A 12,638-nucleotide genomic window follows, 5' to 3' on the forward strand; every position below is an offset into this window, starting at 1 on the left:
GACGTTCATTCCATTCGATACCCGGCATCATTCGGTCTTCCTCCGTCAGCGGCCGCTCAGCTGTGAAAGCTGGCTGGCGAACGCATCCGCCTGGCTCTGATATTTCGACATCGCGGTTTCGAGAGCCGCAAACTGTTTCAGCAACGTTTCCTCGCGATCCGCGAGTTTTTCCTCCTGGCGATTGATCTGCTTGTTGAGGAGGGTGATCTGGCGATCCATCGAACTGTCGGCGTTCGTGACGCCCGAGCGGCCGACGCGAAGCGTGAGGATACCGTCGCTCTTGGTGAACTCGTTCAGCATGTTTTTGAGCCGGCGGGCGATCCCCATGTTCGATTCGCTGGACGAATCGTTCGCGAACAGCGCCGCAAGCTTTTCGGGATTGTTGGTCAGCACGTCGTTCAGCTTGTCCTCATCCGTGATGGACAGCTTTCCGACCTGGGTCGTCTGGTAATCCGAACCGACCTCGCCGGTCGTGATGCCGATATCGGAAAGGCTGTCGAACAGCTTGTCTGCGCCGCCGACGATGCCCGCCATGACGACGCGCATCCTGCTCCGTATCGACGAGAGCGTCGAATCGCCGGCAAGAAGTCCGATCTTGAATTTTTCCTCGTAGGTGGCGAGTTCTTCCGTAGAGAGGGCCTTCTTCTCGACTTCCGTCAGGGCCTGGAGCGATGAATCCTTCTCTTCCTTGAGTTTGGTGTATATCAACTCCATCACTTCGTTGTAACTGGCAAGGAAATCGTCGATGGCCTTGCGGGAATTCTTCGTGTCGGCCGCGACGGTGATCGTCTCGCCGCTTCCGACCGTCGTGCCTTTGAGGGTGAAGGTCAGACCGCTGATGACGTCAGACACGTCATTCGACTGCCTCACGATATCCGACCCGCCGTACAGCCCCTCGACGGTGAAGATCGCATTTTTCCCGACGTTCTGGGGGGCTGTGATCATGCCGAGAGCCGACAGGAAGTTGCTGGTGTCGGTCGAAGCCCCGATGGCGATAGAGGTATTTCCCGTCTGCGTCGAGGTCAGCATGAACTTGCCGGTGTGCGCGTCGAACTCCGCCTTCACGCCGGCTTTCTTGTTGTTGTTGATCGTCGACATCAGCGATTCCAGGGTCACGGAGCCGGGGCTCGAGATGTTGAACGTCGTGCCGTTGATGGTGAATGTTCCGGCCGTAATGGCCTGTGCAAACCCCGCCTTGTCGAGCGTCACGGACGTCTGAAGCGAAGAAAGCGGACGACTGCTTTCGAGGGCCGGGCCGGTATCGGATCCGGTTGCCGTCATTCCTGACGGTATTCCAAGGGCATCGGCGAGTCCGCCGCTCATGTCTTCGAGCTTGAGCCCGGCGGAACTTCCTTTCTGCTCCGACGTGATCCGGAAAGTCCGGGTGGTTTCATCGAACCAGACGCTTTCGACGCCCGAAATCGCGTCCAGCCGCTCCATGAAGGAGGAAAGCGAATCCGTCGAGTTCCAGTCGACCAGGCTCGCCACGCCGTTCACCGTCAGCCGCACCTGACCAGCCGTGCCGGGTGAGGCAAGGCCGAGTGTTTCGAGGTTCTGGGAAAGGGCGTCGGCAGCCGAGAAACCGAGGCTCGAACCGCTCGCGAGCGTTGCCGCCGTCGCCTGGGAACCGCTGATCAGGCCGGCAACGGAAAGGAAGTTGCTCGTGTCGTTCGCGGCGCCGAGACCGATCGGCTGAGAACTCCCGTCTTTGCGCGTCAGTCTGATCGTGTCTTTGTCTGGATCGTATGTCGCGGCAATGCCGGTCAGGGAGGTAATCCGCGAAAGCACGTTCTGGAGCGTGTCACTCTGGTTGTTGATCGAGATCTGCACCCCGTCGAGCGTGAACGTCCCGGAGGAAATGATCGAGGAGAACGTCTCCTGGTAGAGTTTCAACCCGGCGTCCGTCGTCGAGGCGACCGTCGTGTTTCCGAACAGCATGGCCGTGAGATTCCCGCCCGAAGTGCCGACGGTGAACTTCGTCACATCCGTGGTGTCTGTGTTCGCCAATATCAGCTTCCCCGTCCCCTGATCGTATTTGAACTCGAGCCGGCGGTCCGCCGGGTTACCGGTGACCGCGCCGCCCCGAACCAGATCGGGGGAAGCATCGATCCGGCGATTCATCGCGCTCACGAACTCGGATACCGTCGAATTCTCATCGAGACCCGCCGAAGCCAGGTCGAGCGTCACCGCCGGCCCGCCCTGCCGCTGGATGGTCATGCCGGAGAAGGGGTCGACGCCGAGGTCGCGCAGCGTCGTCTGAAGCCCGGACCTGATGGCCATCAGGCTCGAATCCTTCGCCGGTTGGTCCTTCGTGAGGGTGAAATTTCCCGTGGCGGAAAACATCTTTCCGACGACATTGCCCGTGGTATCCGCCAGGGCCAGCGTCTTGTTGCTGTCGAGGAGGGTAACGCGGACCCGGTTCGTCTTCAGGTCATACCCGGCGACGGCTTTCCCGTTCATGTTGCCATTGCCGGATATCGCCGTATTGATACTGTTGATCAGGTTCTGGACGGAGGCATTCGGATCGACCGTGATGTTCTCCGTCGCAGAACCGATCGTCAGTTTCAATTCCCCGGGGGTAATGCCGAGATTGCTCAGCGCCGTGCTCGGTCCGCCAAGCGATTTCGAACTTCGGAGATTCTCCCCCATCTCGATCGCTCCCCCAAGCCTGCCGGCGGAAGAGACGGTCGTGGCGGAAGCCAGTTGTTTCACGTTGATCGTGTAATTGCCGACTTTCGCCGACGTGTTCGCAACGGCGCTCAGCAGCTTGTCGCTCGAGGAGGTAACGGTCTTGGAGTTGAAGGTCTTCGAGAAGATCAGGTCGGTGGCCTTGTTCTGAAGGCCGTACAACTTGAGATTGATGTCCTGCAGCATCGACTTCTGGAAGCCAAGCGTGTTGCGCTTCTGTTCGAGCTGATTCAGCGGCGCCCGCTCGGCTTCGATGATCTTGGTGATCAGGCTCTGCGTGTCGAGTCCGCTGGACAGGCCACCGACCCAGTTTCTCGAAATATTGCTAACCATACATTACCTCCTTCGCGGAGCCGGAACGAGCTCCGCGAGTGAACCGGGAATCTCCGGGGTTTTCAGGCTTTCTTGTCGAAGATGATTCCCAGGTATTCCTGCATTTTCGCGACAAGGTCGAGAGCTTCCTGGGAGGGAATCTCCCGGATCACCTTGTCATTGGCCACGTCTATGACCGAAACCATCATTTCCTTCGTCGCGTCATGGATCCTGAACTTCAGAGAACGATCGAAAATCATGGATGTCTTGTTCAACTTATCGACGGCATCCTTGATTTTCTCCATCTGTTTGGCAGGATCCTCGGCTTCGGCCTGCGCCTTCACCGCTTCCTGCTTCATGGGAGAGTCGGCGCCGGCGCCGGGGATGGGAAGGGGCACCTCGGGTTCTTTGGTCACTTCTGGCACTTGAATGGTTACAGGTTTCACATTTCCGATTTCCATATCGATCTACCTCCTTTCACGGAATGAATGCTGGCATCCCGTGAATTCAAACCGACCAGCCGGCGGTGCGGCCGGGAAGGAAGGCACGCCTTCCCGCCCGGCCTGTCACTCACCACCTATGACTGTACCATAGTTTTCCCGGAACTCCTATTTCAGGAGCTGGAGCACTCCCTGGGGCACCAGGTTCGCCTGCGCGAGCATCGCGGTCCCCGACTGGGCGACGATCTGGTCGCGCGTGAACTCGACCATCTCAAGCGCCATGTCGGCATCTCTGATCCGCGACTCGGCGGCGCTCAGGTTGGTCTTCATCGTGTTGATGCTGTTGATGGAGTATTCCAGCCTGTTCTGGAAGGCACCGAGTTTCGAACGCTCCGACGACACCTTGTCGATCGCCTTGTTCAGCTTCGAAAGGCTCTTCTGGGCGCCTTCGATGCTCGTCAGGTCGAGATTGTCGACGCCGAGCGCACTGGCCGACATCTCCGAGATCGCGATCTTCATGTTCTGACCTTCGTCACCGCCAAGCTGGAAACTTGGGGTGTTGTCGACCACGTGCATCCGGAAGTTCTTGTCGCCCGACCCGACGGCCGTCGATTGGCGAGAGAATCCGAACGTCTTGTCGAGGCCGATAGCGGTGACTCCAGCTGACAGCCCGAAGTTTATCCGAACCTGGCTGATGGTGGAACCGCCGGATGTGTGGTTTTCTTTTCCGACCCGGAGAGACGTGAACGCCAGACCTCCGTTAATAGCATCGACCCTGATGGCGACACTTTGCGTCTTCAGCGTCTGGTTCACCGACTGCTGCCACAGCTCGAAGCTGACCATGTCGGCGTTCGTCATGCGGAATTCCGCAGCAATGCTGAGGACTGCCGTATTCACTCCGTCAGAGACGCTGATGAAGTAGGTGAACGCGCCTGAGAAATCCGCATACTTGCTGAAGCCGAACGCAACCTTGGTCGTGTCCTTGGACCCCTGCGCGAATCCGCTGTAGGAACCGTTCAGGATACCGATCGTGTTCGTCGTGGCATTTGCGATGTTGAACGAGGAGTCCGCACCCGCCGCGACAGGCTCATACATGATACGAATCTGCCCGTCGATCACCATCGCCGAGGTGCCGCTCATTGCAGTAGCACCAGCTGTCCACTGGGCATTGATGCTTCGGGCAATTCCTTCCATGGTCCATCTGCCAGACCTGATGGTAATCGTCTTCGACACGCCACCGGCAGATATCGTGAACGATTCGCCACCGGAGCCGATGAGAAGTCCGTTTGCAAGGCCGCCAAGGCCTGCGACCTGAGCCGCCTGCGACGTGAACTGGACGTCGATTCCCTCCAGCAGGCCGGCCGCCCTGTCTTCAGAGGTCCGAACCTGCATGACATTGCCGAACGCATCTTTCGAGGAGAGTTCGACGAGATTGTTCTTCGCGTCGCGAATGGTGGTGAGGCCGAGAGCGGTCATCAGGGCCTGATCGCCGGAGAAGGCGACGTTTCCAATATCGCCGATCGAGCCCGAGACAAGCTGGAGATATCCGCCGATGCCGGCAATGCCCGTCTGACTGCTGTTTACCACACCTACTTTCGAGTTGGCGATTCCAAGGCCCGAGGTACCGACAAGAGCGTTCTGGATTGCGGCTGAAAGCCTATCGAGCGACATCTGCCCGTCGACGGAGATGGACGTCGTCTTGGAATTGCCGCTCAATGACAGCGTCTGGGCAGAAGCAAGAACGAAGACGCCGTTGGTGTCGTAGAACTGGGCAATGCTCTGGAGCTGCGTCGAGCCCTTCGCAAGAGCGCCTGTCCCGTCGTTCAGCGTCATGATCTGCGAACGCTGCATCTGGCTGATGCCGGCCTGGACGAGGGTGATGCTGACGTCGTAGTCGCCCCCTCCCTTCCCGACGCCGGTCACCATGCCGTTGACGGAGTGCGAGCTGGCGCTGATCAACGCCGTCTGACTGCCGTCGAGAAGTTTTTTCGTATTGAACTCGGTGTTGTTCGCGATGCGGTTGATGTCGTCGCGGAGCTGGTTCACTTCCTTCTGGATTTCCAGGCGGTCATTGCTGGTGAGCGTGTCGTTGCTCGACTGGATGGCCAGTTCGCGCATGCGCTGCAGGATGCTCTGCAGTTCGCTCATCGCGCCTTCCGCCGACTGGATCATCGAGACGCCGTCCTGGGCGTTCAGCACCGCCCGCGTCAGGCCTCTGACCTGGCGGCGGAGCTTTTCGCTGATGGCCAGCCCCGCGGCATCGTCAGCGGCCTTGTTGATCCGCAGGCCGGAACTCAGCTTCTCGATCGATTTTTCGAGTCGGCTCGAGGTCGTGGCCAGGGTCGAGTGCGCTTTCAGGGATAGGATGTTCTGGTTGATGGTAAGTGACATACTGATTCCTCCATGAATCGTTTATTAGAGGCCTCCTTACCTCGAATCCTTCTATAATTTTTAGTATATAATTTCCATGCAGACCTTTTCCGGGAGCGGCTCCTCCTTTCAACGCGGATTCGTGGTGCCTTTGCGCCTGCGGGCTTCCCCGGCAGGCGCCAGGTACGCATGCGCCCGATGCCGCATCCTCCATGTCAGCGACACCGGCACATCGCGTGCCTGCCTGTTCGGAACCGCTGATACGCACGCGAGGGCAGTATCAGCCGATTCGTTTGAACCATCTCAAAGAACGCCCGGAAGGAGTTCCTTCCAGGCCCGGCGGGACAACGTCCAGGATCTCAGAACCGCATTTCCAAGACTTCGCCGGGAGGAACCGGACCTTTCGCCGAGGGCACGGGCGGATACGCGGAAGATCCGGAAAGGGCGGTATCCCGCCTTGTCCGTGGACCTGCGGATGACCGGACCGGGGAACCGCCCGGTGTCACGGCCGGGGAAGGAAGGGCCCTTCGCCCGGCTCTGTGACGATCACCTTGCAGGAGTTACGAACCGGCAGGATGCGTTACTTCAGAAGCTGGAGGATGTTCTGCGGGATCAGGTTGGCCTGGGCCATCATCGCCGTCCCGGACTGGGAGACGATCTGGTTGCGTGTGAACTCGACCATTTCGAGCGCCATGTCGGCATCCCTGATGCGCGACTCGGCGGCGCTGAGGTTGGTCTTGGTGGTATTCAGATTGTTGATCGAGTATTCCAGCCTGTTCTGGAAGGCGCCGAGTTTGGACCGCTCGGAAGACACCTTGTCGATCGCCTTGTTCAGCTTGGAAAGACTCTTCTGAGCGCCGGCGATGCTGGTCAGGTCGAGATTGTCCACCCCGAGGGCCTTCGCCGACATCTCCGAAATCGCGATCTTCATGTTCTGGCCTTCATCGGCGCCGATCTGGAACTGCGGCGTGTTGTCGACCACGTGCATCCGGAAGTTCTTGTCGCCGTAGCCGACCGCCGTGGCATCTTTGGAAAGGCCGAACTTCTTGTCGAAGCCCATGGCGGTCGCGTCGAACGTGACGCGCACCTGGCTGAGGCTCGTGCCGCCGGAGACGAGGTTCTCTTTTCCCACGCGAAGCGAGGTGAAGGCGAGACCGCCGTTGACCGCGTCGATCCGGACCTGGACGCCCGCCGACCGAAGCAGTTCTTCCTGTTCCGACTTCCAGGTGTCGAACACCAGCATGTCGGGGCTGAGGATCTGGTCGGTGACGGAAATGCCGATATACGTGCTGGACACAACGCCGTCGTTGACTTCGATGTACACCGTATACAGGGTCGATACGAGCTGCGAACTCAGAACGTAGTGGCTGAAGCCGAACACGCCCTTGGTGGCATCCTTGGAGCCCTGGGCAAAACCGCTATAGGAACCGTTCAGAAGGCCAATCGTGTTCGCCGAGGCATTGACGATGTTGAACGACGAGTCGCGACCGGCAACGACGGGTTCATACATGATACGAATCTGGCCGTCGATGACCATCGCCGAGACGCCGCTGAACCGCACACCGGTGGTGCCGGCGGTGGTGGTGAGCTGGGCATTGATGCTGCGCGCCAGGCCTTCCATCGTCCAGGTGCCGGCCGCGATATTGATTCTCTTCCAGACGCCGCCGGCAGAGATCGTGAACGTCTCACCCGTGATCCGAAGCCCGGTTTCGAGGCCTCCGATACCTGCAACCTGCGCCGCCTGCGAGTCAAACTGGAGATCGATTCCCTCGAGAAGGCCGGACGCCTTGTCTTCCGACGTGCGGACCTGCCGGATGTTTCCGAAAGCGTCACGCGAGGTGAGTTCCACGAGGTTGTTCTTCGACTGGCGAATCGTGGTCAGGCCGAGAGCCGACATCAGCGCCTGGTCGGCGGACAACGCCACGTCGCCGGCGTCGCCAATGGCGCCCGAGGTCATCTGGAGGTAGCCGCCGATGCCCGCAACGCCCGTCTGGGCGGTGTTCACAAGACCGACCTTCGAGTTCGCAATGCCGAGCCCCGAGGTGCCGATGAGCGCGTTCTGAATGGCGGCCGCAAGGCGGTCGAGCGACATCTGGCCGTCAACCGAGACGGAGGTCGTCTTTGAGTTGCCGCTGAGAGAGAGTTCCAGAGGGGAAGCCAGGACGAACACGCCGTTCGAGTCATAGAACTGGGCGATGCTCTGCAGCTGGGTCGAGCCTTTGGCAAGGGCTCCGGTGCCGTCGTTGAGGGTGAAAATCTGGGAGCGCTGCATCTGGCTGATGCCAGCCTGCATCAGGGTGATGCTGACGTCGAAATCGCCGCCGCCCTTGCCGACGCCGGTAACCATGCCGTCGACATACTGGGAACTCGAGCTGATCAGCGCCGTCTGGCTGCCGTCGAGCAGCTTCTTGGTGTTGAACTCGGTGTTGTTCGCGATGCGATTGATGTCATCGCGGAGCTGGTTGACTTCCTTCTGGATTTCCAGACGGTCATTGCTGGTGAGCGTGTCGTTGCTCGACTGGATGGCCAGTTCGCGCATGCGCTGCAGAATGCTCTGGGTTTCGCTCAACGCGCCTTCAGCGGCCTGAATCATCGAAACGCCGTCCTGGGCGTTCAGCACCGCACGGCTCAGGCCCCTGACCTGGCGGCGAAGCTTTTCACTGATGGCGAGCCCTGCGGCGTCGTCTGCAGCCCTGTTGATGCGAAGGCCGGAACTCAATTTCTCGATGGATTTTTCGAGCCGGCTGGATGTGGTTGAAAGCTGCGTGTGCGTTTTGAGCGACAGGATGTTCTGATTGATGCTGAGAGACATATCGATTCCTCCTTGAATCGTTATCAGAGGCTTCCTTGCCTCAGATTAAAAAATCAGTTGTTCCCACTTGCCCCCTTACTGGCCCCTTTTACCAACCCCCTTCCATGTCGAATTGATAGAATTTCCCGATTCTCTATTATGTTTATCGTCCGAACAGGTCAGTTTCTTTTGCGCATTTTTAGCCGATATTCAACGAAGGCACACAGAAAAACATTTATTTTTTTCTTTTTTCACATCGTTTAGCCCATTTTTCGATTATTTTCATTACCACAAAATAGTAGTTCTGAATATCTCATCGAGCCCCACGAGGCGAAAAACCCGGCTCTCCAGCGGAGAGACCGGGTTTTCGTCTGGGCAAGCGTTCTGGTTACCGGAAGATGAGATCCCCGGTTCGAAGAGCGCGATCGCCTGAATGCGTGGTTTTCGAGGTGCGCTTTTTCATGGGGTGCCTCCTTATCTGAGCAGGTCGAGAACGCGCTGCGACGAGACGTTCGCCTGGGCGAGCATCGAGTTGCTGGCCTGCTGCAGGATCTGATACTTCGTGAGGTTGATGACTTCGCCCGCCATGTCGAGATCGCGAATCTGGGAGTCCGCGGCGGACATGTTCTCGAGGGCGACGCGAAGGCTGTTCGTCGTATAGAACATGCGGTTCTCGATCGCCCCCAGTCTCGAGCGCTCGGAGGAGATCTTCTGAAGCGCCTGGTCGACGAGGGTGATCGCGTTTTCGGACGAGGCGATCGTCGTCAGGTCGAGATCCATGATCCCGAGGGCCACCACATCCGTCCGACAGATATGGGCCTTCTCGGTTTCGCCCTGATTCGCGCCGATCTGGAAGCTGATCGACGTATCCTTGACATGCACCTTGTAGGAGTAATCACCGATGCCGTTCGCATACGTCTGAGGCGTGATGCCCAGAACGCTCTGAAGGGTATTCATGGAGCCGGCCACTCCGCCGAGATCCGAAAGCGTCACTTCCCCCTTTTTCCCGGGAACGGAAGAGAAAAGCCTGAGCGTCTGCGTGGCCGTTTCGACTTCGGCAGCAACCTGAACCCCGGCTACATTGGCCTGAGCATTGATCATTCGAGCCAGGTCACCGATCGCCAGGAACGAAGCTCCGGCCGTGCCTGCGGCAACGGAGATCGTCATGCCGTTTCCGTCGAGATCGGCAACATAGAACCGCAAAGGATCGGCCGTGGCCGTCGCGGTTGATTCGGGGATGTTGAAGCCGTAGACAACGGTGCTGTCGTTGAATGCGAAACTCTGGACGGCCGCGCTGCCGTTGACTCCGGTATAGGTTCCGTAATTGATGAAGAGGCTCGTCGCGATGGTCCCGGTTGCCGTTGCAATCGTGAATCCTGAATTGAAACCCGTCTCCAGAGATTTCATCCGAAGAACGCCATCGACGGCCTCGGCCCGGATCATGGTTCCGGCGAGCTGGTTGTTGATGGTCTGCACGAGGGAAGCCAGACCGCCGCCGGTGAAGTTTGCCGTCAGCTTGACGGTATAGACTGCGGTGGAATGGAAATCCGTGACGGTGAACGCGACACTTCCGATGCCGCCCGAGGCGGTAGAGGTGAAGTCGAGAAGCGGAGGATTGGTTCCCGTCGTCGAAGCTCCGGTTCCGCCGGTCCCGGAGTAGCGGCCATCGGCGACTCCCAAGGCATTTCCGACAGGGGCGTTCGCGATATTGATATACGCGCCCGAACCTGTGTCGGTGGTATAGAATTCGAGGGCGGATGCATCATTCAGTCGGACACGGACGGTGGTCGCCGCGGTCGAGGTTGAAAGCGTCGTATCGACGATCGAGGCGATCTGCTCCATGCTGAAGGTTCCCGTCGTGATCGTGACGGAAACGATGTTCGAAGCGCCCATGCCGGTCGAATCCTGCACCTGAAAGGTGAACCCGGAAGTGATCCTGATGGCGGGGACCGCAGCCTGGCTGGTCACGTAGGCCTGGGTGGGCGGCGTGAACACCAGGTCGATTCCCTGGATGAGGCCCACGGCGCGACTGCCGGCGATCTTCGTGGTCGTGCTCGTGCGTTCGCCGACCGGCAGACCGAGGTTGGTGACGGCGATCGAGTAGACGGGGTCTTCCGGGGCGACGACCTCGCCAAAGCCGAGAGCGGAGATGAGGTTCTGCTCCCCGGTGAAGTTGATGCGGCCAACGAGGCCCTTCTTGCCGGAGGTGGCAAGCAGCTGGCCGTTCGTCTCGCCCTCGTCGCTGAAGACGACCGTGGAACCGGTGAAGTTCAGGCCGTTGCCGAGCTGATCCTTGGTGATGGCGGCCTGCATGCGCTCAGCCAACTGGTCCAGCGTGAGGTCTTTGCTGATGACGAAGGAGTTCAGGTGGTTGTCGCCCTGGACGTAGAGCGTCTGGGGGGTGTCGAGAATAAAATAGCCATCTCTATCGGTGAAATTGGTGATCGACTGGAGGGTCGTCGAGCCGGAAGCGATCTGACCGTCGGTCCGCATGAAGATGTTCGACCGCTGCTGTTGTGAGGTTCCGGACTTGGTGACCTGCCCCTTGCCGGGCACGTTCGTCGTCTGGGGATACACGACCACGGAGAAGTCCGAGAAGGTGAGAACCTGGTCCGTCACGACGGCGTCGAGGTTATCGGGGTCGCTCGTGGAAATGACGGCGGTACCCGTTCCGTCAAGCAGCTTTCTCGTATTGAACTCGGTATTATACGAGATGCGATTGATATCTTTTTTCAGCTCCTGGACTTCCTTCTGGATCTCCAGGCGGTCGGTGGTGGTGAGGGTGTCGTTGCTGGACTGGAGGGCCAGTTCGCGCATGCGCTGGAGCATGGCTTGGATCTCGTTCAGCGCGCCTTCGGCCGTCTGGATGAGGCTGACGCCGTCCTGAACGTTCATGATGGCCCGCGAAATACCGCGCACCTGCGTGCGCAGCTTTTCCGAGATGGTCAATCCCGCGGCATCGTCTGCGGCACGGTTGATGCGCAGTCCCGACGAGAGCCGCTCTATCGACTTCGAGAGCCCGCTGTCGTTGACTGCAAGATTCCGGTGGGCGGACAGAGCGGTAACATTGGTATTGATTCTCAGGGCCATATGGTTGCCTCCATACTGACAGGGGCGACTCCTTTATATTTTGGCTGAAATAGCCTTTGCCCCTGCTCTATTATCTTCATCGGATTCCGTCGTTCTCTTTTATGAGGCCGGAATCCGACAAAATTTCCCTTTATTCGCTCTCGATCTCTATTTTTCTCCGTTTTTCATGAAGAAATACATCATTTCGATTTCTTGCCGAAATTTTTCAAGATGTCGAGAGGAAGGTTCTTGAGCGCGTCGAGCGACTTGATCTTGGCCGCCTCGCGGTTCTCGCGCTGAATCTCCTCGTAGACTTCCCAGCGGTGGACCTTCACGGTCTTCGGGGCATTGATGCCGATCTTGACCTGGTCCTTTCCGATGTCGACCAGGACTATTTCTATATCATCACCTATAATTATTTTCTCGTTGATCTTCCGCGTCAATACGAGCATCAGCCCTCTCCCCCCTTTTTTTCGGAGGAGTTGAGGGAGTTGGTGACCTTGCGGATCTCCTCGGCGCGGCGCTTCATCTCGTCGAGAATGCGCGTCCTGACCGAATGGCGGCTGTTGGAGGAAATGACCTGACGCCCCTTGCGGGTCTTCGCGTTGATGACGATCGGCCCCTGAAGATTCGCGGTCATGTCCGAGGGATTCTCCGGGATCGTGACGATCGCGTAGAGAACGGCATCCTCGGCGGTCTTGAGGCCTAAAAAGTCGGCATCGCTGTCCGAAATGCTGAGATCGTATTCGAACATGAAGTTCAGGGGTTCGATGATGACGAAGGCCAGATCGCCATTCTCGATGCACTGGAGCCACCTGAAGGGGCTTCCGTCCTGAGGATTGAGAATGACAAACCGGTGTGATTCCTCAAAGCCGAGCAGTCCCTCGGCAAACTCGATGATTTCTTCCGGAACGACCTCGATCTCACCAAATCGTGCGGTGGCAATCTTCATCGCGACTGATCCGTGC

The 12,638-nt window shown here is 58.6% G+C and carries 7 protein-coding genes; all 7 read right to left on the minus strand.

Going from position 1 to position 12,638, the window contains the following annotated elements; translation table 11 throughout:
• Positions 1-45 precede the first annotated feature (45 nt).
• The gene (gene fliD / locus PLU72_04250) at positions 46-3,021 is read right to left on the minus strand and encodes a flagellar filament capping protein FliD (protein HOT27379.1); all 2,976 of its coding nucleotides are present in this window, start codon (positions 3,019-3,021) and stop codon (positions 46-48) included.
• A 62-nt stretch (positions 3,022-3,083) separates the two neighbouring features.
• Entirely contained in the window at positions 3,084-3,461 is a 378-nt protein-coding gene (locus PLU72_04255) for a flagellar protein FlaG (protein ID HOT27380.1), read from the minus strand.
• A gap of 147 nt (positions 3,462-3,608) precedes the next feature.
• Positions 3,609-5,831 (minus strand): flagellin, encoded by a 2,223-nt coding sequence (locus PLU72_04260; protein HOT27381.1) that lies wholly within the window; start codon positions 5,829-5,831, stop codon positions 3,609-3,611.
• Between the two features lie 559 nt (positions 5,832-6,390).
• A complete protein-coding gene (locus PLU72_04265) occupies positions 6,391-8,622 on the minus strand; it encodes a flagellin (protein HOT27382.1) in 2,232 nt (743 codons plus the stop codon).
• A gap of 453 nt (positions 8,623-9,075) precedes the next feature.
• Positions 9,076-11,691, minus strand: a complete 2,616-nt coding sequence (locus PLU72_04270; GenBank protein ID HOT27383.1) for a flagellin — start codon at positions 11,689-11,691, stop codon at positions 9,076-9,078.
• Positions 11,692-11,870: 179 nt separating this feature from the next.
• On the minus strand, positions 11,871-12,122 hold the full coding sequence (csrA, locus tag PLU72_04275; GenBank protein HOT27384.1) for a carbon storage regulator CsrA: 252 nt from the start codon (positions 12,120-12,122) through the stop codon (positions 11,871-11,873).
• Positions 12,122-12,622 (minus strand): flagellar assembly protein FliW, encoded by a 501-nt coding sequence (gene fliW / locus PLU72_04280; GenBank protein HOT27385.1) that lies wholly within the window; start codon positions 12,620-12,622, stop codon positions 12,122-12,124. The genes csrA and fliW overlap by 1 nt, the downstream gene beginning before the upstream one ends.
• Positions 12,623-12,638: the final 16 nt, after the last annotated feature.

It is taken from the genome of Candidatus Ozemobacteraceae bacterium (assembly GCA_035373905.1).
In the GTDB taxonomy this organism is placed as follows: Bacteria; Muiribacteriota; Ozemobacteria; order Ozemobacterales; family Ozemobacteraceae; genus MWAR01.

Bases quoted from the DNA above. Each gene is read 5' to 3' on its own strand.
- fliD (HOT27379.1), bottom strand. From the start codon at position 3,021: ATGGTTAGCAATATTTCGAGAAACTGGGTCGGTGGCCTGTCCAGCGGA.
- PLU72_04255 (HOT27380.1), bottom strand. From the start codon at position 3,461: ATGGAAATCGGAAATGTGAAACCTGTAACCATTCAAGTGCCAGAAGTG.
- PLU72_04260 (HOT27381.1), bottom strand. From the start codon at position 5,831: ATGTCACTTACCATCAACCAGAACATCCTATCCCTGAAAGCGCACTCG.
- PLU72_04265 (HOT27382.1), bottom strand. From the start codon at position 8,622: ATGTCTCTCAGCATCAATCAGAACATCCTGTCGCTCAAAACGCACACG.
- PLU72_04270 (HOT27383.1), bottom strand. From the start codon at position 11,691: ATGGCCCTGAGAATCAATACCAATGTTACCGCTCTGTCCGCCCACCGG.
- csrA (HOT27384.1), bottom strand. From the start codon at position 12,122: ATGCTCGTATTGACGCGGAAGATCAACGAGAAAATAATTATAGGTGAT.
- fliW (HOT27385.1), bottom strand. From the start codon at position 12,622: ATGAAGATTGCCACCGCACGATTTGGTGAGATCGAGGTCGTTCCGGAA.